Source organism: Noviherbaspirillum sp. L7-7A (assembly GCF_019052805.1).
Taxonomy (GTDB): domain Bacteria; phylum Pseudomonadota; class Gammaproteobacteria; order Burkholderiales; family Burkholderiaceae_D; genus Noviherbaspirillum_A.
The window spans coordinates 62,723-87,318 of the sequence record NZ_JAHQRJ010000003.1; the positions used below are offsets into that span (position 1 = coordinate 62,723).

Consider the following 24,596-nt stretch of genomic DNA (forward strand, 5'->3'; position numbering starts at 1 on the left):
TGACCTGATGGCGAGGGCTGCCGTTGCCTTCATCGGCATGGGCCTGTACGAAGATGGCCAAAGGACTACACGGCGGCCTGCTAAAAGGCCCGCGCCTGGAAAGTTCGGATTGCCGCAAGCTGTCGCGCAATCTGACCCGCTACAATCCGGAAACGATTACAGGATTCTCCGCCCTCTATGTCCAGGGCATGCGGTCACTGAAGGAAACAATGATGGCCCCAAGCGCATTCCGCGCCGGGCCGGAGCCCATGGGAAGGACGGTGGCAACAGCGCCTGACTGCCCTGCCAGCTGCGCACAGTCTTGGCTTGAGCCGCACAGGCAGTCCAGCGTCTCCCGACTTTTTCAACCTTTCGAAAGCTGCCATTGAAACTGAGCGCCTCCCTGCCTGCATGGTCCGTCGCCGCACCGGCGCTTGCCTGGGCCCTTCTTGCTGCATCCTATTTCGGGCTGGGTCAGATGCTCGGCGTCTTCTTTACGCTGTTGCTGGTCATTGGCCTGTTTGCCGGCGTGATTGCCGCCGTGTTCCATGCCGAGGTGGTGGCGCATCGGGTCGGCGAGCCCTACGGCACGTTGGTGCTGGCCATAGCCGTGACGGCCATTGAAGTCGCATTGATCGTCTCGCTGATGCTTGCCGGCGGTCCGGAAACGACGGGGCTGGCGCGCGACACCGTGTTCGCCGCGGTGATGATCATCCTCAACGGCATGGTGGGCCTGTGCCTGCTGGCAGGCGGGCGCAAGCACGGCGAGCAGACCTTCGGCCTGTATGGCGTGTCGGCTGCGCTCGCCACGCTGACCGCGATCTCGGTGCTGACGATGGTGCTGCCCAACTATACGACCACGACGCCGGGGCCGGTCTACAGCAGCAGCCAGCTCGCCTTCATCGCCATCGTGTCGCTCGTGCTGTACGGTACCTTCGTGCTGGTGCAGACCGTGCGTCATCGCGATTACTTTCTGCCGGAAGCCGCAGCCGACGAGGAAACCCATGCCGCACCGCCGTCGAGAAAAATGGCGGCCATGAGCGCTGGACTGCTGATCGTCTGCCTGGTGAGCGTTGTGTTGCTGGCAAAGTCCCTTTCGCCGACCGTGGAGGCGGCGGTGGCGGCCGCAGGTGCGCCAAAGGCACTGGTGGGCATCATCATTGCCGCCGTGGTGCTGCTGCCGGAAAGCATCGCTGCCTACCAGGCCGCACGCGCCAACCGGCTGCAGACCAGCCTCAATCTGGCCCTGGGCTCTGCGCTGGCCAGCATCGGACTGACCATCCCCGCCGTTGCCATCGTCTCGCTGATGACAGGCTGGACGCTGTCGCTGGGCATCGACATCAAATCCACCGTGCTGCTGCTGCTGTCCATCATCGTTGCCACGCTCTCGCTCGGCACCGGCCGCACCACAGTCATGCAGGGCACGGTTCATCTGGTGATCTTTGCGGTTTACCTGTTCACCACGATTGTTCCCTGAGCCGGGCTGAGCCTGCCATACGCATGAATCGGCAGCCTGTCGCTGACGCTGCATGCATGCCTTATTTGCCGCGATAGATGGCGCAGAGCTTATGGCCATCCGGGTCCCGCACATAAGCCAGGTGCAACGGTCCCATGCTGCCGTCACGCAGGCCTGGCGGGTCCTCGATCGACTTGCCGCCATGGGCAACGGCAACGTCATGGAATTGCCTGACCTGTTCTGGCGAGCTGCACTTGAAGCCGATGGTGCTGCCGTTGGCGGGCATGGCCTCTTCGCCATTGATTGGCTCGCTGATGGAAAAGGTACTGCCGTCATGCCGGTAGAACAGCCGGGTATGGCCGGAATCGGCCTTGTGGCGCATGGGTTCTCCGGCACCCAGCACGCCGAGCACCGCGTCGTAGAAACGCTTTGAGCGTTCAATATCGTTTGATCCAACCATGATGTGATTGAGCATCCGCTATCTCCTTTGATGCGCCGGCAGGTAGCCGGGCTGAATTATTAACGTGTATCGTGGCTTACCGGGACTGGCGTGGCACGGCGTTCCTGCCTTGCCCAGCTTCGCGACATATTGACCTGTCGTTCAGGGGTAAGCGGCACAGTGTAAGGAACAATGTTCCAGCTTGCAATGAATGTGGCTCGCAATGGGGCGCCGCTGCCAACGACTTCGGCAAAAGCAGCCGATGCATTTTTCCCGCCGTTGACACCTGAAGAAGCGAGGCAAGTAACGGCTGTCATGCCGGTCAGGCAGCAGTACGACCCGCTCATCCTGCGCTTCAAAATGACACGCGGTCCAAGTCATCAAGCCTGATCGAATTCGCTGCAAAGGCGCTGTGAAAGGTTTGCCGGCCGTGTATCACCATTACTTTAGAACGAATAGCGTACGAACAGGGTGGCGGCATGGCGTACATGCTCCGGCTGGGCCAGCGTGCCGCTAGGCTGCACCTGACGATAGGCGGTGACTTCTGCACTGCGGGGCACCTTGATCGACTCCAGGCGCATGCCCAGCGAAAGCGGGACCGCTGCCCACGGGTAATAAAGCAAATCCGCGGCGAAGCCGGTTGCGCTGCGGGTACGGAAGGATGCATCGTCGAGCAAGCCCGAAAAGCTGACCTTCAGGCGTTCCGGTGCGGCCCGTACGATCGCCAGGCTCGCCTCAACCCGACCGCCGCTGCCGACAAGCCAGCGCTGCTCCAGGCCCAACGCCAGGCGCGGCGACCAGCTCCTTTCCCGCAAGCCCACGACATTACCGCTACCCTCGATATCGCGTCGCCAGTGATCCAGCTCGGCATAGCTCACAAGGCGTGCTGACCCATGCAGCCGGTAGCGCGCGCCAAGACGGACCTGCGCCAGCGTGGTACGAGTCTGGCTCCGATAGGCATGCCCGTTTTGCAGGCGGCCGTCATAGTCGAGATCAGCATCGAAAATGCTGGCTGCGGCAAACAGGTCAGTGTCCTCGCCACGATAGTCCAATGCAAGGCCCAGGCCTGGTAGCCAGCCCCGCTCGACCACGAGGCGCTGACCGCGCTCGTTGTACTCGGCAACCCTTGTGCGCCGCAGGCCCAGGTCAACCGCCGCTTGCCACTGTGCCGCCGCGGCGAGCGGCAGCATGGCAGCGAACATGGCCGCCGCATTCGAAATAATTTTGTGCATGAAAAGGATGGCGCCACCTGAAGGTGGCGCCTGGTACGCGGTGGGTCGGAAGATTAATTTAGCGTATCAAACTCGGTCCAGGCCAGTGTGCGGGTCGCGCTGACCGTGCCATCGCCGTTGTCGCTGTAATCCAGGCGTACCGAACTGCTGTTGATGGCGGTGACAGTCACGCTTGCCGGGGCACCGCGAACAATCAGCACACCAGAAGAAGGATGGTCGCTGGAACTGCCGACGACGATAGGCTGAAGAGTCTCCACCGCGAAGGCGTACTGGCCGCCAAGCTTCGGCGAGGTGCCGCTCACGCCGTATTTGCCGGACAGGGAAACAGCGCCATTCGCGTCCGTGCCGCTGAAGCTGTAGTCGCTGAGCCGATAGCTGCCAGTGGTTACGCCGCTCTGGACGACGGAAAATCCAAGCGCGTTGCCTCGTATGCCGATGTTGACCGTATCTGACCCATTCTGGCTTGCCGAGATCGCTATATCGCCGTTGATAGACACGCTCTCATTACCAGTGATAAAGGTGAAATTATCGTACAGGCCCGCCAACGTCATGCTGTAGCGGGTGGAATTGACCGGGTCGCCGGACACTGCAGTGACCTTCAAGCTCAACTTGCCATTAAATGTGGGCAAGCCCGATTCCTTGCAGTTGATGGCCGTGATCGAGGCACTGTCGCCGACGGTCACGCTCTGGTCGCTAGCACTGGATTCGTTGATCGTGATGGAACCGCCGCCGCTGCAATTTTCGGTGTAGGCAGCGCCGGTAATTAATTGGCCGTTCCTGCCACGGAAGCGGGAATAGATAGCAAGCGTTGCATCGCCAAGGCCGAATCGCGTTCCCCTGATCTCGACCCCGCTTGTCAGCGAGCCAGTGACCTGATCCAGGTTCAGCAATTCGCCGACCGGGTCGACTGCAATCGACGCGACTTCCGAATAGTTTGCTTTTGTTATGGCGGCAACCGTCGTGTTCGTGCCATTGGACGTGTTGGGGTTGGCATTGGCCGTGCCGGCATTGCTGCCGTCATTGCCTCCACCGCCTCCGCCGCCGCAGGCGGAAAAGACTAGGGAAAGCATCAGTGCGGCCGGGGCCGTGGCGGCCCAGTTTTTAGTTGTCATGGAATACGGTCAGATGGACATGTATTATTTTTTCCGCGCAATTGAGTTGGTTCTCCAGCGCGGCTCCCTTAGCGATTTTTCGCTATAGAAATTATAATTATCTAGTGACAATTTAGCCATAGCAGTATTGCAAAAAATAAATACTAATTGCCTATGCAAAGACGGTGGTGCTGACGACTATGCCGACAAAGCCCCTAACACCTAACGCCCCGCAAGCCGGCTTTCGTACAGCGCGGCCACCAGGTCTGACTGGGTGACGATGCCGACGAAGCGGTCATCCTCATCCACCACTGGCATGTGATGCAAGCCGAGGTCGGCCATCAGCGGTACCAAGTCGACGATGGGCAGGTCGGCCGGCGCGGTCTTCACCGGCCGTGTCATGATTTGCCCCGCCACTTCCGGCTTTTCCGAATGCAGCATCGGCACCGGACGCAGCAGGCTGCGCAGGCTGTCGCGCAGGTGGTGGAAGTCGACTGGGTCGCTGTGGCGCAAGAAGTCGGAATGGGTGACGATGCCGATCACCCGCCGTGCCCGGTCCAGCACAGGCAGCGCATGCACCCGGTGCTCCTGCATCAGGTGCCAGGCATCGGCCAGTGGCGTGCCGAACTCCACCGTGATGCCGTCGCGCGACATGATGTCGGCGCAGCGGATGATGCCGAAGCGACGGCTGTAGGCCTGCATCTCGGTTTGCACGAACAGCGCTTCGAGGTCGTCGCGGCTCACGTCCAGCACCTGGTTATAGTTGCGCAGCACCGTGTCGAGGTCTTCGGCGGTGAAGCCCAGGCGCTGGGTCGGCGCGATGTCGGCAGTCTTGTGCGGATGCGCCGGCGCCGCGGTCTGGCGGTGCGGGTAGCGCCTGCCGGTGGCATTGTTGTAGAACAGCGCGGTGGCCAGCATCAGCGCCGAGTTCAGCGCCACTGGCGTCAGTGCAAACTGGTAACCCATCGCATGGATGGCTGGACCGCCGAGCACGGCAGTCAGCGCCACGGCGCCGGCCGGAGGATGCAGGCAGCGCATGATGAACATCGCCGAGATCGCCAGGCAGCCGGCAATGGCTGCGGCCAGCGCGATGTCGTCCACCAGCTTCACGCAGGTGACGCCGATCAGCGCCGATATCAGGTTGCCGCCGATGACGGACCAGGGCTGGGCCAGCGGACTGGCCGGCAAGCAGAACAGGAGCACCGCCGAAGCGCCCATTGGCGCGATCATGAAGGCCGCGCCGCTTTTGCCCAGCAGGCCATAACTGACGATAGCCGTCAGCACCAGGCCAAACAGCGCGCCGAGCGCGGCACGCATCTGCTCGAAACGGTTGCCGGCATTGGGCGCGGGCAGGAAGTGGGCCAGATAGGAAAGAAGGCGGCTGAACATGGGCATGAGCGGACGAGACCCGTGACTGGGCGCGCCATTACATCATGCCCGGCCTTGACTTTCAGTTAGCCGGCCGGGCGCGGGTTGATTCGGGTCAGTGATACGGCTCAGTCGATCGCGCGGTGCCAGTAGGTGCGGTAGCGCCGGTTCAAACCTGGCGATGGCGGCGTGATCACCTTGGTGCCGCTAATGGCTGCCTGGTAGCTCTTGCCGTTGATCCTTACCGAGATCGGGATCGGCGTCGGCGGATAGCCGCCGCCGGCGCGCACCTGGTAACGGTCCACCAGGGTCATGGTGCCACTCTGGTTGATGTCGAAGGTGGAAGAACCGTCGAGGTAGCTCAGCATGTAGAGCCGGGCCTCGCCAAGATTGGCCGTGCAGCTGTTGGCCACCGTGGCAGCTGGCGTGTTGGTGCCGAAGATGACCGAACCTGACAGCGTGGTTGAGCCGCTGACGACTTTCTCGCCGGCGGCGAGCCGGATGTACCAGCCGCTCGCCGTCTGCAGCGCCGCCTTGGCCGCTGCCTGCTGGGCAGCATTGCCCACCTGCACCAAGTCGGCGCTGGCGTCGTAGAGCTGGCCTGCAACGCCGGTCGCGCTGTCCACCGCGCCTTCGACAATGGACGTAGCGCGAACCGCGTTGAGCGCGTGGTCGTCCTTGATCATGTAATAGCGGTTCTGGACGTTAGTCTCGAAGGGATGCTCGCGGTCACCTGAGCCGAGCAGCAGAGTGTCGAAGGGATTGGCGGAGGATGCCAGGATCACGTCCGGGGCATAGAGGAACTTGCGGGCGTTGACGCCGCTGCCGCCGAGGGCGGCCAGCTTAGTGACGGTCCAGTTGGCTGGAGAGGAATCGTCGACATTGATGCGCCACAAGTTGGCGCCGCTATCAGCGGCATAGATGCGGTCGACGTAGCGATCGCCGTTCGAGTCCAGTGTCACCACGTTGGCCGGGATGGCGTAGTTCATTCCGGCCACGGTGCTGTTGTACAGCGCCCCGGAAGGTGCGGGGCCGGCTTGCCAGATCGGGTTGCCGGTAACGGCGTCAGCCACCATCACGCCTCGGCCCATGGTAGCAGTCCCCTGAATGGTCGGGTCATTGGCGGCGGAATCGTAACCCAGGCCAAAGATGAGGACCGGATTGGCCTGGTAGCGCAGCTTCGCCACCTTCAGGTCAGACCAGCTTTCGCCCAGCTCGGCATAGCCGCCGCTGGCCTGGCTGCGCTTCCACATGAAGCGCGGATCGTTTGGGTTGCTGATGTCAAGCGCGTAGATCAGGCGGCCGCCGCGCCGCATGGTGATGAACAGGTAAGCCTTGTCGCCGCGAGTGTAATCGATGATGCCGTCGCTGGCGGTAGATTCGGTATAGACCGTGGTCGATCCGTCAACGAAATACGGCTTGGCATTGCTATTCGTGATAACCGGCAGATGGTCGCGCATGCGCTTGAACTTGCTGAAATGCTCGGGTGGAATGAAGGTCCACAACTCGTTGCCGGAGCCGGTGGCCACATCCTGCCCACCCTTGACCGCATGCAGCATGCCGTCATTGGCGCCGTAGAACACCACGATGTCGTTCGCCGTTCTGCCGTAGTTGACGACCGCTGGCCGCGAGTGCAGCACGTCGCCATGGGCAAAGCCCCTGACTGCCGCCGTGCTGACCGGCACTACGGGATTGTCGTCCGACATGGTGTTAGCGCCGCGCACCCAATTAATGATGGCGTCGCGCTCGGCCGAGCTGCCGGCGCCCAGCAGCGATGTGGTAATGCCGGCGTTGCCGGTGGCAAAGGGCGTCACCGACAGTTGTGTGCCGCTGGCGCAGCTGCCGGTGCAGGTGTAGACCTTGCGCGCGTCCAGGCTGGATGGGAAGGTGGTGCGGATATATTGCGCGGCACCGCCCTTTTCCACGAGCTGCCCGTCCGGCGAATCGGAGGCGCCGCCGGCTTCCTGTGAATCAACGTAGTAGCTTGGATCCCAGAAGGTGGATGGCTTGCTCCAGAAGCTGACCGCGGTCGGCAGCACGAAACCGTTCGCCGGATTTTCAGCCGGGTTGCCCAGGCTGTCAGCGAGGAATAGGCTGGGCGGCGTGGTAGCATTATCCACGCCCAGCTGGTATTGCTTCATGTTGCCCACCCAGTTCGGCGCGGCTGTCGCGTCTGGGCGGAACAGGCCGAGGTACACCTGGTTCAGGTAAGTGCCGCGAACGCTGACCGACACGGGCAGCGAGGCCGAAGCGAAGACCGAGTTCACCGCCTCGATGCGGTAGAGGATGTTTTGCAGGGCCAGGGCAAGCGCGCTGTCGCTACCGGCTTGGTAATACTCTCCGCCCCCGTTCCTGGCCATGTTCTTCATCATGCTCGTGAAATCGGTGTTCTGCTGCGCGTTCCAGGCATCGATGGTGAACGTGGTCACGGAGCCTGCCGCGGCGGCGGTGCTGCCGGGCGCGAGGTCGGGCCGCAGGTGCAGGAAGCGAGCCCAAGCCGACTGCACGTCCGGCAACGAGTTGTAGCGATAGGTGGTAAGCGTGGTTGCGGCCGGGTCGGTTGCGGCCGGCACTGGCGGCAGCTGGCCCTGGCGGTTGTTGCCGATGAAGATGATGTAGGTCTTGCCGCAGCTGCCGTCGAGTATTGGACTGTTGTAGCGCGAGCGGTTCGCCGAACCCTGGTATGCAAACCCGCTTCCCAGGCCCTTGGCCGAAGCAGTCAGACTGTTGCTGTTGCCGGCGTAGTCGGCATTGTCGGCCATGCCGGCCCAGCTTTGCTGCCCCGTGATGTATAGCCACGCCTCATACAGCGTATTGGCATAGTTACCGGATGATTGATTGATCTTCTCGTCCGGAGAATTGACATCGATCGCACCGACAATGCGCTGCAGGGCCTGGTTGTTGGCGGCTACGCTCATGTCGCGCATGCCAAAGCGCACGTAGCCGCCATCCCGGGTCTTTGTATCGAACATCATCAGCGACACATTGGTTGGCTTGGTCAGGCCGGCGACGAAATTTTTGATCGCCAGCAGTTCCGCCTCGCCTTGGGTGGATGAACCCGACCAGTGCTGCGACGCCTTGGACCAGTTGGCGGTGTTATCTAGAATGAAGATGATGTTGGAAGCTGGGGCCGTGTTGCCGGTCGGCACATTGAAGATTTCCGTGTCGTCTGCCGCGCAAGCGAACGACAGGGTTGCTAGGATGGCACATGCCAGCAGGTGAATTAGCTTTATTGATTTCATGAATGCTCCGGAATGCTCAATGCGGACTCTATGTGGGTGCCATGGCAGCTCGGCTCATACCTATCCGGACTTTCACCCCGGACAATTGGCGGTGGAATCGAGCCGCACCTTGGCGCCCTGGTGCGCGGTGGCGGTGGCGCCGGTGCGCGTGTCAGTTACCTGCACCGCGATATCCCAGTAGGAATCCTTGGGCGCCGAGTCGGCGAAATCGACGCTGTAGCCGTCCACCGTCACGAGCTTCAGGCATACCGGTGCCGATACCACCACCGTGTACTCGGCGCTGCCGTCGCCGTCGGCATCGACTGACCTGGTTCTTGGCACCGGCGTATAGAAATTGTTGACATCGCTGAGCACGTCTTCCAGCGCCTGCTGGGCCTGGGCGGCGGCCTCATCTTTAGCCTGGACGTTGCCAACGATCTTCAGGTTGGCATTGCTGGTGCGGATGCCCGATATCACCAGCAGCGTGAGCACCAAAAGCATGATCAAGCCCACCAGCAGGGTCGCGCCCTGCTGCCGGCGCGCGGTGTCGGGTCGGATTGACGGCGCCATCATTCCCTCCGGCTGCTCGGGTTCACCACGCGCGCCAGTGCGGTGTAGACATGGCGCTTGTAGGCATCGGAAAACGGGCCGACCGAACCGGCCGCGCCCATGCTGTAGGTCTTGGCATCGACCTTGCCGGCGCTGGTTTCGCTGGAACGGGCCAGCAGGTTGATCTGCACCGCCATCACATTGGGCCAGTCGGCCACCGCCGGCGCGGTCACATAAGTGTCGCCCGGCACCGCGCTGGTGGCGGCCGCCACGCCATAGTCCAGCTGCATGTTCTGGATGCCATCCACCAGCGGCGTCTCGGTGGCCACCACCAGGCCGCCCGACACGCTGAGGTCCAGGCGCTTCAGGGTCGGCACCGGGCGGCCATTGTCGGCGGCGGCGCTGCAGGCAGTGGCACCGGCCGCATAGACATTGCACGGGCTGATGTAGAAGATGCGGGCGACATAGCGGCGCAGCTCGGCCGGCGTGGTGTTGTTCTTCTGGACCAGGGTATAGACCGTGGGCGTGGCCGGCGTGGGGTCGGGGCCGACGCCGGTCTTCAGCGCATCCGGCGTGGTCTGCAAGTAGAGTTGCCCGGCCTGCGCGTTGGTCACCGTCGCCGGCGTGTTGGTCGCTTCGGCGCGGCGCACCACCAGGATGTCGGTGCCAGCCACGAAGTTGGCGGCCGGCAGGCAGTTGGTCAGCTCGGCAGGCACCGTGGCTGGCGCGTTATAGCCCTGCAGCGGCAGTGCCAGCGACGATTCCAGCAGTGTCAGGATGGCGGCATTGGCGGCGCTGTTGCAAGGCAGGGAGGGCAATGCCGACAGCGCTGCCATGGCACCAGAATACTGGCCGAAGTAGCCGGCATGCTGGATCTCGTCCTGCATCAGGGTCAGTGCATAGCGTCCGTTCTCGATCTGCCGGGCCGACTTCTCCAGTTCACCGCGGGCACCGCTTTGCGCTGCGATCAGTGAGCTGATGCCGGCCAGCAGCAACAGGCCGATCACGATGGAAATCATCAACTCGACCAGCGACAGGCCGGCCTGGCGGCGGCGGGCCAGGGTAGGAGATGTCCGGGCGGAGGTGGCGGTCATGGCAGGTTGCGCTTAATTGAGGTTGGCAATCTTCAGCGACGCGCTGACCACGCGCCGCTTGGCTTCGCTGCCATAGAGGCCGGCGCCGCAGTTGAGGCTGGCCGTGGGCGCGGCGCTGTCGGCCAGGCCCTGCCAGGCCACGCTGACCAGGTAGACGCCGGTGGCAGCGGTATAGGTGACGCAGCCGCGCGCGCCGATCATGGCGCCGACCCGGTTGCCGCTAATGGTTTCGGCCGCGCCCTTGAGCAGGTTGTCCCAAGCGGCAAGGTCGCTGTTGGCGGTGGTGTAGGCCTGCACCGTGCCCAGCGAGCAGGCCGGCAGCGTCGCCGAACCGGTGCCGATGTAGGGCGTGCCGGCGGCCGCGTCGGTAATGGCATAGCAACCGGCCGCGGTGCGGTTGGCATTGATGCGGCCCACCATATCCTGCAGCAGCACCAGCGCCTGGCCGCGCTGGTAGGACTCCATCTCGCTGCGCTGGCTGTGGGCCATCAGCTTGACCAGGCCGAGCAGGCCGGTCAGCAGGATGACCATCGTCACCAGCACTTCAACCATGCCGAAGCCGCGTGCCAGGCGTGGAATGCGTGGCGCGCTCATGAGCAGGCTCCGCTGTGGCTGGCCGGCAGGCCGCCCAGGCTGACGGTGATGCAGCGGCTGGCCGTGGCGGCAGCACCGCTGGCACTCAGGGAAAACGAGGCCGTGCTGGTGTTCGGGCGGCCATTGCCGCGATAGACCAGGCTGTCGGTCGCCGCGGTCACGGCAAGGCCCGGGAATGCCTCATGGCTGCTGATCACCGTGGTGCCAGCGGTCATGGTCCAGCCGTTCTGCCAGCCGCCGGTGGCAGCGTTGACGGTAACGTCGGCATTGCGCTTTAAGGCCTCGCTGCGCGCGTGGTACAGCACGGCGGTGAAATCAAAGGCCGCGGTTTTGATGCGCTGTCCAGCGACGAAACTGCGATAGGAAGGCAGGGCTACCGCCGCCAGGATGCCGGCAATCACGATGGTGATCATCAGCTCGATCAGCGTGAAGCCGCTGTGCGCATGGCGCGGCGCGGGCTTGCGCTGGCTGGGGAGGATGGCAGCCCGCATGTCCGTTCCTACCAGCAGTCGGCCACCGAGCCGGCGCCGCTCTTGCCTTTGGCGCCGGCCTGGTTGTAGGTCAGGGTGCCGCACTTGCCGTCCTGGCTCAGCTGGCTGCCCCTGGGCGTGGCGGTGACGACATGGGTCGGCGGTGTTTGGGTATTGTCGGCGCTGACGGTCACCGTGTAATAGGAAGCCACTTCGGTCGGTGTGCTCACGCCGAGCGTGGTATTGCTGTCGGCATAGCGCCGGGCGTCGAGCAGGTATTGCTCCTGCCGGCTCGCCAGTTCCATCATGAAGCTCTCGACGGCGGCGCGCCGGGCCTTGACCGTGTGCTGGATATAGGACGGATAGGCGACGGCGGCCAGGATGCCGGCGATCACCATGGCAATCAGCAGCTCGATGAGCGTGAAACCCGCGTGCAACATGTAGGCGCGGTGGGCTGGTCGGCGGCAAGGGAGCTGGGCCATGATAAATGTTTCTCTACGTCATTGTTTATTTGTGGAAATATACACCAGTTAAAGGGAAAGCGCGCAATAGTTGCGAACTCTCCAACGAGAAATGTCGGGGAAAGGGGCGGGAAGTGTCGGAAAGCGGTGAACGCGGGCCTGCAGGCGGGTCAGTCTTCCGCCCTTGCCGCTAGATAATCCAGCATGCGCCGCGCGGCCGGCTGCAGTAGCGCCTGGTCGCGCAGGCACACCGCGAAGCGCCGGCTGGCCCAGTCATCCGTCAGCGGCACCAGCTTCACATTGGCAAAGGCCGTATAGACCGAGCCGACCTGCATCGGGATCACGCTCACGCCCAGCCCGGCCGCCACGGCGCGGAAGGCGGCATCAAAATTGGATACGATCACGCGGTAATCGAGGCTGCCGCCGGCCTGGGCCGCGGCGCGCTGCAGCATCCGGTGCACCGCGGAATTGGCCTGCAGGCCCACATGCTCCAGTTCCAGCGTGTCGCACAGGGCGATGCTGTCGCGGCCGGCCAGCGGGTGGCCGGCCTGCACTGCCAAGGCCAGCTGGTCGCGGCGGTAGGCGCGCCGCTGCAGCCCTTCGAAGTCGGCGGTGTCCCACAGCACGCCAAGCGCGGCCCGGCCGTCGCGCACCGCCAGCACGATATCGCGCGACAGCGCCTCCTCGATATCCACCTTCACGTTGCGATTGGATTCCTCGCGCATGAAGGCGGCGACATCGTCCAGCAGCGCTTCCGCAATCGCCGAGGCGCTAGCCACGAGTCGCACATGGCCGCGCACGCCGCCGCTGAAGGCGGCGATGTCGCTTTCCATGCGTTCGATCGTGAAGAGCACCGTGCGCGCATGTTCCAGCAGCGCCACGCCGGCCTGCGTGGGCTGCACACCGCGGCGGCTGCGCACCAGCAGCGGCGTGCCGAGCGCGGCCTCAAGCTGGGCGATGCGCTTGCTGATGGCCGACGGCTCGATATGCTCCTGTACAGCGGCGCGCTTGATGTTCTGCAGGTCGCATACTGCCACCAGCAGGCGCAGCGTCTTGATGTCGATGTCGCGCATGGCTGTGTCCCCCTATCAGTCTTCTAGACTCCATGTGAGATTCCAGACCGGAATCTAAAGGCTGGCAATATACCACTTGTGATCCGGATGCGAATCTCTAGAATCCATTCATCCGGAGGCTGCGCCATGCGGCCCCGCTCAGACAAGGACACTCCATGAGCCAGTTACCCCAGCGCGTCACGGTGCGCGAAGTCGGCCTGCGTGACGGCCTGCAAAGCATTGCCGTCGTCGTGCCCACCGAACGCAAGATCGAATGGATACGCCGCGAATACGAAGCCGGCGTGCGGGAAATCGAGGTCGGTTCCTTCGTGCCAGCGCGGCTGCTGCCGCAGCTGGCCGACACCGCCGAACTGCTGGCCTATGCCCGCAGCCTGCCCGGCCTGTCGGCCTCGGTGCTGGTGCCCAATTTCAAGGGCGCCGAGCGCGCCATTGAAGGCGGCGCCGACCTGATGATCGTGCCGCTGTCGGCCAGCCATGCCCACAGCCTAGCCAACCTGCGCAAGACGCCGGACGAAGTCGTGGCCGAAGTAGCGAAGATCCGCGCCGCGCGCGACGCGGCCGGCGCCAAAACCATCATCGAGGGCGGCATTGGTACCGCCTTCGGCTGCACCCTGCAGGGCGAGGTCAAGGCCGAGGAAGTGCTGCGCCTGATGCAGGCGCTGCTGGACGCCGGCGCTGACCGCGTCAGCCTAGCCGACACCGTGGGCTATGCCGATCCGCGCATAGTGCGCGAGCTGTTCGGCCGGGCGCTGGCGATTGCCGAGGATCGACTCTGGTGCGGTCATTTCCACGACACCCGCGGCATGGCGCTGGCCAATGTGTATGCCGCGCTGGAAGCCGGCCTGAACCGCTTCGACGCCTCGCTGGCTGGCATCGGCGGCTGTCCACATGCGCCAGGCGCATCCGGCAACGCCGCCACCGAAGACGTGGCCTACATGCTGGCCAGCATGGGCCTCGACACCGGCATTGACCTGCTTGCGCTGCTAGCGCTGCGCGCAGACGTGGCCGGCTGGCTGGAAGGCCAGTCCCTGCACGGCACCTTGTGGCGCGCCGGCCTGCCGCAGACATTTACCAACCATCACGCCGCACGCGCGGCATAAGGAAGCAAGCAATGAACGAATCCAACGACGCCGGCGCCGCCCTGCCTCTGGCCGGCCTGCGCGTGATCGAATTCACCCACATGGTGATGGGCCCGACCTGCGGCATGATCCTGGCTGATCTCGGTGCCGAAGTGATCAAGATCGAGCCGCCGGAAGGCGACAAGACCCGCAAGCTGCCCGGCCTGGGCATTGGCTTTTTCCGCAGCTTCAACCGCAACAAGAAGAGCGTGGTGCTGGACCTGAACCAGCCTGACGGCCTGGCCGCCGCGGTCGAGTTGATCGGCGGCTGCGACGTGATGCTGGAAAACTTCCGGCCCGGCATGATGGCCTCGCTGGGACTGGACTACGCGACGCTGTCGGCGAAGTATCCGCACCTGATCTATGTGTCGCACAAGGGCTTCCTGCCCGGCCCGTATGAAAAGCGCCTGGCACTGGATGAAGTGGTGCAGATGATGGGCGGCCTGTCCTACATGACCGGTCCGGAAGGCCGTCCGCTGCGCGCCGGTACCTCGGTCAACGACATCATGGGCGGCATGTTCGGCGCCATCGGCGTGCTGGCGGCGCTGCGCGAGCGCGACCGCACAGGCCGCGGCCAGGAAATCCAGAGCGCACTGTTCGAGAACTGCGTCTTCCTCGTCTCGCAGCACATGCAGCAGTACTCGATGACGGGCGAAGCGCCACCGCCGATGCCGTCGCGGGTCTCGGCCTGGAGCGTCTACGATGTGTTTACCCTGACCGGCGGCGACCAGCTATTCATCGGCGCCGTCAGCGACAAGCAGTTCCGCACCCTGTGCCAGCTGCTGGAGCGCAGTGATCTGCTCGACGTGCCGGCATATGCTACCAATGCGCAGCGGGTAGCGGTGCGGCCGCAACTCCTGGCGCAGCTCGGCGAAATCCTCGCCAATCATCGCATCGACGCCTTGTCTTCCAAACTGGAAGCAGCCGGCCTGCCCTATGCACCCATCGTGCGTCCTGACCAGCTGTTGGATGACCCGCACCTGAAGGCCAGCGGCGGCCTGGCGCCGATGCAGACCGATGAAGGCGGCAGCACCGACGTCGTGCTGCTGCCGCTGTTGATGGGCGGCCGTCGTCCCGGCGTGCGTCAGGCCTTGCCCAGGATAGGGGAACACACCGCGGAAGTCCTGGCCACCGTCGGCCGCGGCAGTCTGGGCGAAGGGAAATAAGCACATGGCGATATACAGCATAGGCGAGCGCGCGCCGCAGATCGACAATAACGCCTTCGTGGCACAGGAAGCCACGTTGATTGGCGACGTGCGCCTCGCCGCAGGCGCCAGCGTGTGGCCGGGCGCAACGCTGCGCGGCGACAATGAGCCCATCACAATAGGCGCCGGCAGCAATATCCAGGAAGGCGCGGTGCTGCATGCCGATCCGGGCTTTCCCCTGACCCTACATGAGCAAGTATCGGTGGGACACCAGGCCATGCTGCATGGCTGCACCGTGCATGAAGGCACCCTGGTGGGCATACAGGCGGTGATCCTGAACGGCGCCGTCATCGGCCGCAACTGCCTGGTCGGCGCCGGCGCGCTGGTCACCGAGGGCAAGGTCTTTCCCGACAACAGCCTAATCATCGGCGCGCCAGCCAAGGTCGTGCGCGAGCTCAGCCCCGAAGCGATCACCGACCTGCGCCGCAACGCAGCCGACTATGCGGAGAAAGGCGCCTACTACCGCAAAGCGTTGAAGCGCATCGGCTAGGCGCCTGCGCCTTCCAGGGCGCAGATTCCCGCAGGTTCGTGAAGCGTCATCAGTCGCCCCTGGCAGCGTGTGACCAAGCCAGGCCAGGCACCGTTGCCGGGTGCTGGCCATTCTGTTCGCTCCAGGCATCTCCCTCGTCCAGCGTAAAGGTAGCCACCGTTCTCGCCAGCTCTGCCGCCTGGGCGCGCAGCTCGCTGGCCGCCGCGGCCGCCTGTTCCACTCGCGCCGCATTGCGCTGGGTGGACTGGTCAATCTGGCTGATTGCCGTAGTGGCCTGGCCGACGCCGGCGCTCTGCTCGCGGCTGGCCGCGCTGATGCGCGCCATGATGCCGCTTAGCTGTTCCACGTCCGTCGCAATCTCCCGCATGCCGGCGCCAGCCTGGCGCACCAGCGCGCCGCCCTCTTCCACTTGCCGGGCTGACGCGCCGATGAGTCCCTTGATCTGGCGCGCCGCCGCCGCCGAGCGCTGCGCTAGGCCACGCACCTCGGTGGCCACCACCGCAAAGCCCCTGCCCTGCTCGCCGGCCCGGGCCGCCTCCACCGCCGCATTCAGCGCCAGGAGGTTGGTCTGGAACGCAATCGCATCGATCAAGTTGACGATGTCCGCGATGTTGCGCGACGACTGGCCAACCCGCTCCATGCTGTCGACCGCCTGTCGCATCAGGTCGGCGCCGCGGCTGGCCAACAGCGCCGCGTCGTTGGCCAGGACACCGGCTTCGGCCGCGCCGTCGGCATTCTGCCGCACCGTCTGCGCCAGCTGCGCCATCGATGTCGCGGTCTGCTGCAGCGACGCGGCCTGCGACTCGGTATGCCCGGCCAGGTCGGCATTGCCCTCGGCAATCCGGCGCGACGCCGCCGCGATCGCTTCGGCCCCGCCACGCACCTGTTGCACTATGCGCGCTAGGCTAGCATGCATCGTCTGTTGCGCGCCCAGCAGCTGGCCAACCTCGTCGGCACCAGGCATCGTCATGTCGCACGCGCGCAGGTCGCCCTGCGACACCCGCAGCGCGATGTCGCGCGCCTGTCGCAGCGGCGGCACCAGCCCATGCGACAGGCGCCAGGCCAGCAGTACACCCAGCGCCAGCGATAGCGCGCCCAGGCCGCCCAGCATCACGATGCTGGCATCGTAGGCGCGGGAAGCCGACGTCGACATCGCGCCAGCGGCCTCGGCTTGGTAGGCCAGCAGCGCGGCGATGCCCTGCCGGTAATGCTCGAAGCGCGGCGTCATGCTGTCGGCAAACAACCGCTCCGCATCCGGAATGCGGCCGCCTTCCTTGTACCGGAAGACTTCCGCCCGGCTTTGCAGGTAAGCGCTACGCCGTTTGGCGACGTCCGCCACCAGCGCCGCTTCGCGCGCATCCAGTGCCCGGGCGCGCATGCGCCCGTCCAGCGCCTGCGCCAGCGCCTCGCTGCGCGACAGCAGCGCTTCGAAGTGCTGTGCCAGTTCCATGCTGTCGCTCCTGGCAATCGATACCGCATAGGCGCCGCCGAGGTCGACCGCGTTGAGCCAGTCCGATGCCAGTTGCTGACGCACCAGCCGGTCGTCTACTAGCAGGCGCGCAGTCTGGTGCGTGGCGCGCAATTGCGCCAGGGCGACGATGGTCATACAGGCCATCAGCAGCAGCAGGAAGGCAAAACAGGCGAGCAGGCGCGCGCCGATGGTCTTGGGGAGTATGCGAGGCATGGCACCAACGTTTTAATTATGTTGGCGCCATGGTAGAAAGGAAATGTGACGGCGATATTACTTTTAAGAAATATCAAGGAGCGGCAATCTGACTCCCGCCTTTCTCGGCTTATTCCAGCGTCGCACCCGATTCCTTGACGATCTTCGCGTAACGCGCCAGCTCGTGCTGGAACAACTGCGCCGTGGCTTCGGGCGTGGTGCCGCGTGGCGTCATGCCCTGCTGCGCCATGGCTTCCTGCACTTCCTTCGTCTGCAAAGCGCTGCGCACGTCGGCATAGAGCTTGTCGACCACCTGCTGCGGCACGCCAGCCGGCGCGATCAGCGCGATCCAACCTTCCATGTCGTAGTTGGGCAGCCCCTGCTCGGCCAGCGTCGGCACATCGGGCAGGAGGGATGAGCGGGCCTTGGTGGTTACGCCAATGGCGCGCAGCTTGCCGGCCTTGATGTGCTGCGCCACGCCGGTCACGCCCAGCACCGCCAACTGCACCTGGCCGCCGAGCAGGTCGGTGGTCAGCTGGCCGGTACCCTTATAGGGCACATGCTTGATATCCAGGCCGCCGGCATCGCTCTTGAAGGCTTCCGCTGCCAGATGCAGGATGGTGCCATTACCCGACGAGCCGTAATTGAGTTCGCCTGGCTTCCTCTTGGCCAGCGCGATCAGTTCCTTCACGTCCTTCGCAGCCACCGAGGGATGCGCCACCAGCACGAACGGCGAGCCGCCCACGACCGAGATCGGCCTGATGTCCTTGAGGGTATCGAAAGGCATGGACTTGTAGATGCTGGGGTTGACGACATGGTTGTTCGACACCATGCCGATCACTGTGCCGTCCTTGGCGCCGCGCACGATCTGGCTGGTGCCGGTTACGCCGCCGGCGCCCGGCAGGTTTTCGATCACCACCGGCTGGCCCAGCAGCCTGGCCAGCGGATTGCCGATGGTGCGCGCCAGCGCGTCGACGCTGGAGCCGGGCGCATGAGGTACGATCATCTTGACCGGCTTGCCGTCGGCCATCGCTGGCAACGCGGGAAAGACCAGGGAAAGGACCAGCGCGGCCGCCGTGGCCCGCCGCTTTGGACTGCAAGTGCTCATGTCATGTCTCCGTGATGGAATGGCCCCGCCTGCGCGCCAGATGCAGCGCTGGTTGCTTGCAGCATGGCGCGGCGCGCAGCATGCCGCGCCAAGGGTGTTTATCGGTGGAGCCGATTTTTCAACATTCCGCAAAGGCAGGCAAGTGATATCTCGGCAGCCCTTCGATTCCGGTCCGGAACTCCTGATCCATAGACAAGCTGGCCGGAACGATGGTACGTTCCGGGCCATCGCCTATGGCCATCGACATTTCTACCCGTGGAAAACTTTTCTCTGGATGCAAGCGCAAGGAAGATCCTGCGTGCCCTGCAGGACAACTGCCGCATATCGGTGGCGGAACTGGCCGGTAAGCTCGGCATGTCCACTACGCCCTGCTGGCGGCGCCAGAAGGAACTGGAAGAACAGGGCTATATCAAGCGCTATGCGGCTATCGTCGACCGCCGCAAGGTGGGACTGGATGTCTGCTGCTATGCCAGCATCTCGCTGGCGCGGCATGCGGAAGGCGTGGTGGCCAATTTCGAGGCAACGATGAAGATGCGGCCGGAGGTGGTGGACTGCTACGAGACCACCGGCACCTCGGATTACCTGGTGAAGATTGTCGTGGCCGACATGGACGCCTATCACGACTTCCTGCACAACGTGCTGTTCCGGCTGGACGGCGTGGCCCAGGTCAGCACCAGCGTAACGCTGCGCGAGGTCAAGAGCGATACGGCGCTGCCATTCTGAAGAGTGCTTCGTAACCCGTGACGGACCGGAAACAGCATGCGGTCCATCACGGGCGCTGGCGGCACGCTGCCGTGTTACGACAGCCGGCGCCGCCTTACCTGCTTCTGCGTTATCTGTTCTGGCGGCCCCTGGCTCCGCGGTCCGGCGTGGCCGAACGGCTTTCGGAACTCTGCTGTTTGTTGAGGCTCCTGCTGGTCATGCCGTTGGGCATGGCTTCATCTTCCATATCAGCGCGGTAACTGCTGCCATACAGTTCATCATCCTTGCTTGCAGCTGCAGCCGCCACTTTGTAGCCTCGGTGTCCAGCACTGTGGGTCATGTCTTTCTCCTTGATGGTTTATGCAAAGGTGTAGGCATGCTCAGCAACGGGCGCACCCCTGCGGACACCCGCTGATTCCTTGATGACAAACGATGCAACAAGCCGCGCGACAGGCCTGCAGTCACGCCACGGCAAAGGTGTCTGGTTTGACCCGTTGCGAATTGTCAGTTGCAAAAGGCTGCTCGACAGTAGGCCGCAGGCTTGATACGGATCAAACGTAGAGCGTCTTGCAAACAGATCTGTTGTAATAAGCCCAAGAACAAATGATTTGCAACAAGCCGCTGCTCAGCTTGCAGCTTTCAAAAAAGCCAAGACAAGCTAAGCATGGCAACTACTTCGCGTCCGGCCGTGCCAGGGCTGCGCGCAGTATGTCCATCAACGCTACCGCGGTCGGGTGCAACTGGCTGCCCTTGCGCCTGATCAGTCCCATCTTCCGGGTGATGCGCGGACCATGCAGCGCAATTCCTACCAGGTCGGGATAGGTATTCCCGGCGAAGGCCAGGCCGGGCACCGCGGCCACGCCCAAGCCGGCCCTGACCATGGCCATCGCGCCGGCAATGTGGCTGGCCTCGTAGAAGATCGCCGGCCGCTTGGACGCTTTGGCGAGCGCATTGTCAATCAGGGCACGGTTGCCACTGGTGCCCGCCACAGCAATGAAACTTTCCGTAACGAGGTCATCCCAACTGACCGCGGCCCTTCCCGCCAGGCGGTGGCCGCGTGGCATCGCCAGCCGGAAGTGTTCGCTGCGTATGCCTTCAAATTCGATATCGGCCGCCTGCGCGCCGGTGAAGCTAACACCGAAATCGGCCATGCCCGACACCACGCTGTCGAGTACCTGCGCTGCACCCTCGTCGATCATTTTCACCCGCGCATTCGGATAGACTGACGAGAAGGCTCTCAGCACCGAAGGCAGCAGATGCGACGCGACGGTGGGCACGCAAGCCACCGTCACCAGCGCGCCGCGCTGGACCGTGGTTTCGGACACGCTGCGCACCGCCAGTTCCAGCGCTTCCAGGGCCGCATGCGCATGCGGCAGAAACTGCTGGCCTGCAGCTGTCAGCGAAACGCGCCGCGTGGTCCGTTCCAGCAGCTGGGTGCCAATGGCGGTTTCCAGCCTTTCAATGCGGCGGCTCAGCGCCGGCTGCGAAACGAACAGTTGCTCGGCGGCCGCCTTGAAGCTGCACTTCTCGGCGATACACAGGAAGGCAATGATTTCATCTATCTGAAGAGCGATGCGCATCGTGCATTAATTTATAAAAATTAATCAATTTACTTATTAATGCGCATTGTGCATGATGCGCCTGCTTTTGGCTTGCCCAAGGCGCAAGCTCCTATTTGGGACACGTATCCAGCCGCCGGCGCTCGCGCGACGCAACTGTGGCAGGGAAGCAGAACCGCTCACGACAAATTTTCCAGGCTCATCATGAATCCAAGCAAGCGACTCACACTTTGCGCCGGCGCTCTTGCCGTCGTCTCAGCCCTCGGCGCCATGCCTTCCGCGCACGCCGAGCAATGGCCGGGCAAGCAGCCGATCCGGCTGGTGGTGCCTTATGCGGCAGGCGGCTTCGCCGACCTGCGTGCAAGACAGGTGGCTACCAGGCTCGGACAGGCGCTCGGCGCTAATGTGATCGTCGACAACAAGCCGGGCGCCGGCGGCGTGATCGGCACTGACTTCGTGGCCAAGGCAGCGCCGGATGGCAACACGATAGGCATGGGCAACCTGGCGCCGCTGTCCGTCAATCCGACCCTAATGAAGACTGTGCCCTACAACGTGGCGAAGAACCTGCAGCCGGTGGTACTGATCGAGAAGGCGCCACTGTTTCTGACCACCCAATCCGATTCGGGCATCGCCAGCGTGGCCGACCTGATTGCCAAGGCCCGCGCCAATCCGGGCAAGCTCGGCTTTGCTTCGTCCGGCGTCGGCGGCGCGCATCACCTGTCGGGCGAGATGCTCAACATGCTGGCCGGCATCCAGCTCACCCATGTTCCCTATAAGGGCGGCGCGCCAGCCACCACCGACCTGCTGGCAGGCCATGTGCCGCTGATGTTCGAGATGGGTTATTCGGCGCTTCCCAACCTGCGCTCGGGCAAGCTCAAGGCGCTGGCCGTTAGCAGCACCAAGCGTTTGGCAGTGGCGCCGGAGGTGATGACCATGCAGGAAGCCGGCGTCAAGAACTTCGTGTCCTATAACTGGCAGGGCCTGGTCGTCCCCGCGGGCACGCCATCAGCCATCGTCAACCGGCTCAACAAGGAGGTCAATGCCATCCTGGCCTCGCCGGAGATCAAGAAAAGCATCGAGGATACTGGCGCTGAAGTCGGTGGCGGCAGCCCGGAAGATTTTGCCAGGCTGATCCAGCAGGAGACCGCGACCTGGGCCAATGTAATCAAGACCGCCAAGATCGAAGCGCAATAAGGCAGCGCGCCGGTCGATACCAACGATAACAGGAGACAAGCAAATGATTCGAACGATGCTCAAGGGGGTGCGCCAGGCAGTGGCATTTTCCTTTCTCGCGTCCATGCTGGCGACGGCGCCGGCCCATGCCCAGGCTACGCAGGAAGTGAAGGTCATGATTTCGGGTGGCTTCAGCGCCGCCTATGACGCGCTGGTGCCGCAGTTTGAAGCCGGCCATGGCTACAAGGTCGTCACCGTACACGGGCCTTCAATGGGCGCGACACCGCAGGCCATTCCCAACCGGCTGGCGCGCGGCGAGGCGGCAGATGTGGTCATCCTTGCCGACTCGGCCCTGGGCCAGCTGATCGAGCAGAACCGGGTGCTGCCCGCCTCCCGCACCGACCTGGTCCGTTCCGTCATTGCGATGGCGGTCAGGGAAGGCGCGCCAGTGCCGCCGCTGCAGACCAGGGATGATCTGGTCAGGGCAGTGCTGAATGCGAAATCCATCGCGGTATCGGATAGCGCCAGCGGCGTCTACATCTCCACGCAGATGTACAGGAAGCTGGGCGTGGAGGAACAGGTCAAGGACAAGAGCCGCATGATCCCCGCCGAGCCGGTCGGCAAGGTGGTGGCACGCGGCGATGCCGAGATCGGCTTCCAGCAGCTCAGCGAATTAAAGCCCATTAAGGGCATCACCATCGTGGGCCCGATCCCGGCGGAGGCTCAGAAGGTGACGGTGTTCTCGGCCGGCATCGTCAAGGGTGCGCAGAACGAGAAAGGCGCGCAGGAACTGATACGCTTTCTGGCTTCCGGCGAGGCGCATGCAACCATACGCGACAGCGGCCTGGAACCGGCTGCAACGGGCAAGTAGCTTGCTCTGCCCTGGCCGGTGCAAGGCTTATGCCGCAGACTCAGGCTGCGGCTTTATCCCCGCCCCACTACCGGGATCGCGGCGCCGTTGATGGCGCGCGCGCCGTCCGATGCCAGAAAGGCGATCACCTCGGCCAGCGCATCGGGACTAACCCAGCGGCCGGGATCCGCATCAGGCATGGCGGCGCGGTTTTCCGGCGTATCGATTACGCCGGGCAGCACGCAGTTCACATTGACCCCCTTGTCCTTCAGCTCGGCCGCCATGGCTTCGGTGATGCGGATCACCGCATCCTTGGACGCGCAGTAGGCCGCCATGCCGGCCACGCCCTTCAGCGCGGAATTGGCGGCGACACTGACGATCCTGCCGCCGCCGGATGCAATCATGCCCGGCACCACCGCGCGTACGGCATGCACCACGCTTTTCGTGTTCAGCGCGAACAGGAAGTCCCAGTCTTCATCCGGCGTCTCGTGCACCGGCGGGCCCATGCGAAAGCCGCCGGCGACATTGCACAGCACGTCGATGCCGCCAAACCGTGCCTGGGCCGCGCTGACCGCGGCATCCACCGCGCCCTGCACCAGCAGATCTGCCTGCAGCAGCAGCTGGCGCTCATTGTCACTGCCATATACCCGGCGCAGATGCGCGCCGTCACGTTCAAGCAATACCAGCCGGGCGCCGCGCTGCGCAAACAGTTGCGCCAGCGCGCGGCCGAGATTGCCTCCCGCGCCTGTTACCAGCACGGTCTGATTACTGTGGTCCATGTGGTCTCCTCGATAGATGATGGGGATGCCTGCCGCAGCCATCACGCACCGGCCGCACGCCTGGCGCGATGGTAGGCGCCGGTGCCGCGGGCGAGCACGCGGTCGCTGGGCAGCACGGTGCCCGGCTCCAGCTCGGGCTGGCCGCGCACGGCCTTGTACAGCGGCGTGAAATCGATTTTCGCCAGGTCCAGCAACGCATCGAAGCTGGGAATGACGAAATAGGTTTCCTGGAAATCGTCGATGCGGTAGCGGGTGCGCATCACCCGTTCGAGATCGAAGCCGATGCGGTTGGGCGAAGCATCATCCACCGCAAACAGCGACTCGGCATGGGAAGACGCAATGCCCGCGCCGTAGATGCGCAGGCCATCACCCTGCTGCACCAGGCCGAACTCGACGGTGTACCAGTAGACCCGCGCCAGCTGGTCCAGCACGCCCAGCTGCCTTGCCTTCAGACCGCCCTCGCCATAGGCCTGGATATAGTCGGCAATGACCGGGTTCATCAGCATCGGCACATGGCCGAATACATCATGGAAGACGTCCGGTTCCTCCAGATAATCGAGCTGGTCGGCCCGGCGTATGAACTGGCCGGCCGGAAAGCGCCGGTTGGCCAAATGCTCGAAGAAAACTTCATCCGGCACCAGGCCGGGCACTGCCACTACCTGCCAGCCGGTATGCCGCATCAGCACCTCGCTCAATGCGCGGAAATCCGGAATTTGCTCCGGGCCGATCGGCAGGGCGCGCATGCCGGCGACGAACTCGTCACAGGCCCGCTCGGGCAGCAATGCGGTCTGCCGCTCAAACAGCGTCTTCCACACCGCATGTTCCTGCGCGGTATAGTTTTCCCAGCCCTGGTCTATCACCCAGTCGGCGCGCTCCGGCTTTGCTTGAACGGCTTGGTCCATCGTTTCCATGGTCGTGTCTC

Annotated in this window: 25 protein-coding genes; 8 read left to right on the forward strand and 17 right to left on the reverse strand. The window is 63.9% G+C overall.

Going from position 1 to position 24,596, the window contains the following annotated elements; translation table 11 throughout:
• The first annotated feature begins 364 nt into the window (after positions 1–364).
• Positions 365–1,456, forward strand: a complete 1,092-nt coding sequence (locus KTQ42_RS21805; RefSeq protein ID WP_217347724.1) for an ionic transporter y4hA — start codon at positions 365–367, stop codon at positions 1,454–1,456.
• A gap of 61 nt (positions 1,457–1,517) precedes the next feature.
• Here KTQ42_RS21805 and KTQ42_RS21810 read toward each other — a convergent pair whose 3' ends face one another.
• A complete protein-coding gene (locus tag KTQ42_RS21810) occupies positions 1,518–1,910 on the reverse strand; it encodes a VOC family protein (protein WP_217347725.1) in 393 nt (130 codons plus the stop codon).
• A gap of 156 nt (positions 1,911–2,066) precedes the next feature.
• Here KTQ42_RS21810 and KTQ42_RS21815 point away from each other — a divergent pair, with 156 nt between their 5' ends.
• Positions 2,067–2,264, forward strand: a complete 198-nt coding sequence (locus KTQ42_RS21815) for a hypothetical protein (RefSeq protein ID WP_217347726.1) — start codon at positions 2,067–2,069, stop codon at positions 2,262–2,264.
• Positions 2,265–2,320: 56 nt separating this feature from the next.
• Here KTQ42_RS21815 and KTQ42_RS21820 read toward each other — a convergent pair whose 3' ends face one another.
• From KTQ42_RS21820 to KTQ42_RS21865, 10 genes are all read right to left on the reverse strand, one after another.
• The gene (locus tag KTQ42_RS21820) at positions 2,321–3,106 is read right to left on the reverse strand and encodes a hypothetical protein (protein WP_217347727.1); all 786 of its coding nucleotides are present in this window, start codon (positions 3,104–3,106) and stop codon (positions 2,321–2,323) included.
• A gap of 53 nt (positions 3,107–3,159) precedes the next feature.
• Entirely contained in the window at positions 3,160–4,218 is a 1,059-nt protein-coding gene (locus KTQ42_RS21825; protein ID WP_217347728.1) for a hypothetical protein, read from the reverse strand.
• A gap of 201 nt (positions 4,219–4,419) precedes the next feature.
• Positions 4,420–5,586: an HPP family protein gene (locus KTQ42_RS21830; RefSeq protein ID WP_217347729.1), complete on the reverse strand. Its 1,167-nt coding sequence runs from the start codon at positions 5,584–5,586 to the stop codon at positions 4,420–4,422.
• 107 nt (positions 5,587–5,693) lie between these two features.
• Complete coding sequence (locus KTQ42_RS21835) at positions 5,694–8,807, reverse strand: PilC/PilY family type IV pilus protein (protein ID WP_217347730.1); 3,114 nt, start codon at positions 8,805–8,807, stop codon at positions 5,694–5,696.
• Positions 8,808–8,879: 72 nt separating this feature from the next.
• Positions 8,880–9,359, reverse strand: a complete 480-nt coding sequence (locus KTQ42_RS21840) for a PilX N-terminal domain-containing pilus assembly protein (protein ID WP_249223054.1) — start codon at positions 9,357–9,359, stop codon at positions 8,880–8,882.
• Positions 9,356–10,429, reverse strand: a complete 1,074-nt coding sequence (locus tag KTQ42_RS21845; protein WP_217347731.1) for a PilW family protein — start codon at positions 10,427–10,429, stop codon at positions 9,356–9,358. Before KTQ42_RS21845 ends, KTQ42_RS21840 begins: the two co-directional genes overlap by 4 nt.
• A gap of 12 nt (positions 10,430–10,441) precedes the next feature.
• Positions 10,442–11,023, reverse strand: coding sequence for a type IV pilus modification protein PilV (pilV, locus tag KTQ42_RS21850; RefSeq protein ID WP_217347732.1), 582 nt, complete (start codon positions 11,021–11,023; stop codon positions 10,442–10,444).
• Positions 11,020–11,514, reverse strand: a complete 495-nt coding sequence (locus KTQ42_RS21855) for a GspH/FimT family pseudopilin (protein WP_217347733.1) — start codon at positions 11,512–11,514, stop codon at positions 11,020–11,022. Before KTQ42_RS21855 ends, pilV begins: the two co-directional genes overlap by 4 nt.
• A gap of 8 nt (positions 11,515–11,522) precedes the next feature.
• The gene (locus KTQ42_RS21860; RefSeq protein WP_249223055.1) at positions 11,523–11,975 is read right to left on the reverse strand and encodes a type IV pilin protein; all 453 of its coding nucleotides are present in this window, start codon (positions 11,973–11,975) and stop codon (positions 11,523–11,525) included.
• 149 nt (positions 11,976–12,124) lie between these two features.
• On the reverse strand, positions 12,125–13,027 hold the full coding sequence (locus tag KTQ42_RS21865) for a LysR family transcriptional regulator (protein ID WP_217347734.1): 903 nt from the start codon (positions 13,025–13,027) through the stop codon (positions 12,125–12,127).
• Between the two features lie 155 nt (positions 13,028–13,182).
• Here KTQ42_RS21865 and KTQ42_RS21870 point away from each other — a divergent pair, with 155 nt between their 5' ends.
• The 3 genes from KTQ42_RS21870 to KTQ42_RS21880 are packed head-to-tail and all read left to right on the forward strand — an operon-like array spanning position 13,183 to position 15,840.
• The gene (locus tag KTQ42_RS21870) at positions 13,183–14,127 is read left to right on the forward strand and encodes a hydroxymethylglutaryl-CoA lyase (RefSeq protein ID WP_217347735.1); all 945 of its coding nucleotides are present in this window, start codon (positions 13,183–13,185) and stop codon (positions 14,125–14,127) included.
• 11 nt (positions 14,128–14,138) lie between these two features.
• Positions 14,139–15,311 (forward strand): CaiB/BaiF CoA-transferase family protein, encoded by a 1,173-nt coding sequence (locus KTQ42_RS21875; protein ID WP_217347736.1) that lies wholly within the window; start codon positions 14,139–14,141, stop codon positions 15,309–15,311.
• Between the two features lie 4 nt (positions 15,312–15,315).
• Positions 15,316–15,840 (forward strand): gamma carbonic anhydrase family protein, encoded by a 525-nt coding sequence (locus KTQ42_RS21880; RefSeq protein WP_217347737.1) that lies wholly within the window; start codon positions 15,316–15,318, stop codon positions 15,838–15,840.
• A gap of 49 nt (positions 15,841–15,889) precedes the next feature.
• On the opposite strand, the gene KTQ42_RS21885 is transcribed toward KTQ42_RS21880, so the two are convergent.
• Together KTQ42_RS21885 and KTQ42_RS21890 are read right to left on the reverse strand one after the other, a co-directional pair.
• On the reverse strand, positions 15,890–17,524 hold the full coding sequence (locus tag KTQ42_RS21885; protein ID WP_217347738.1) for a methyl-accepting chemotaxis protein: 1,635 nt from the start codon (positions 17,522–17,524) through the stop codon (positions 15,890–15,892).
• A gap of 109 nt (positions 17,525–17,633) precedes the next feature.
• Positions 17,634–18,611 (reverse strand): tripartite tricarboxylate transporter substrate binding protein, encoded by a 978-nt coding sequence (locus tag KTQ42_RS21890; RefSeq protein WP_249223056.1) that lies wholly within the window; start codon positions 18,609–18,611, stop codon positions 17,634–17,636.
• Positions 18,612–18,866: 255 nt separating this feature from the next.
• On the opposite strand from KTQ42_RS21890, the gene KTQ42_RS21895 reads away from it, so the two are divergent.
• Positions 18,867–19,334 carry an Lrp/AsnC family transcriptional regulator gene (locus KTQ42_RS21895; protein ID WP_217347739.1) on the forward strand — a complete coding sequence of 156 codons (468 nt, stop codon included), beginning with the start codon at positions 18,867–18,869 and terminating at the stop codon, positions 19,332–19,334.
• 109 nt (positions 19,335–19,443) lie between these two features.
• Here KTQ42_RS21895 and KTQ42_RS21900 read toward each other — a convergent pair whose 3' ends face one another.
• A complete protein-coding gene (locus KTQ42_RS21900) occupies positions 19,444–19,653 on the reverse strand; it encodes a hypothetical protein (RefSeq protein ID WP_217347740.1) in 210 nt (69 codons plus the stop codon).
• Positions 19,654–19,984: 331 nt separating this feature from the next.
• Complete coding sequence (locus KTQ42_RS21905; RefSeq protein ID WP_217347741.1) at positions 19,985–20,893, reverse strand: LysR family transcriptional regulator; 909 nt, start codon at positions 20,891–20,893, stop codon at positions 19,985–19,987.
• 249 nt (positions 20,894–21,142) lie between these two features.
• Here KTQ42_RS21905 and KTQ42_RS21910 point away from each other — a divergent pair, with 249 nt between their 5' ends.
• Both KTQ42_RS21910 and KTQ42_RS21915 read left to right on the forward strand, forming a co-directional pair.
• Complete coding sequence (locus tag KTQ42_RS21910; RefSeq protein ID WP_249223057.1) at positions 21,143–22,066, forward strand: tripartite tricarboxylate transporter substrate binding protein; 924 nt, start codon at positions 21,143–21,145, stop codon at positions 22,064–22,066.
• 43 nt (positions 22,067–22,109) lie between these two features.
• Positions 22,110–22,916 (forward strand): substrate-binding domain-containing protein, encoded by an 807-nt coding sequence (locus KTQ42_RS21915; protein ID WP_249223058.1) that lies wholly within the window; start codon positions 22,110–22,112, stop codon positions 22,914–22,916.
• Positions 22,917–22,969: 53 nt separating this feature from the next.
• Here the strand turns inward: KTQ42_RS21915 and KTQ42_RS21920 are convergent, their stop codons facing one another.
• Both KTQ42_RS21920 and phhA read right to left on the reverse strand, forming a co-directional pair.
• The gene (locus tag KTQ42_RS21920) at positions 22,970–23,674 is read right to left on the reverse strand and encodes an SDR family NAD(P)-dependent oxidoreductase (RefSeq protein ID WP_217347743.1); all 705 of its coding nucleotides are present in this window, start codon (positions 23,672–23,674) and stop codon (positions 22,970–22,972) included.
• Between the two features lie 41 nt (positions 23,675–23,715).
• Complete coding sequence (gene phhA, locus KTQ42_RS21925) at positions 23,716–24,585, reverse strand: phenylalanine 4-monooxygenase (protein ID WP_217347744.1); 870 nt, start codon at positions 24,583–24,585, stop codon at positions 23,716–23,718.
• Positions 24,586–24,596 lie beyond the last annotated feature (11 nt).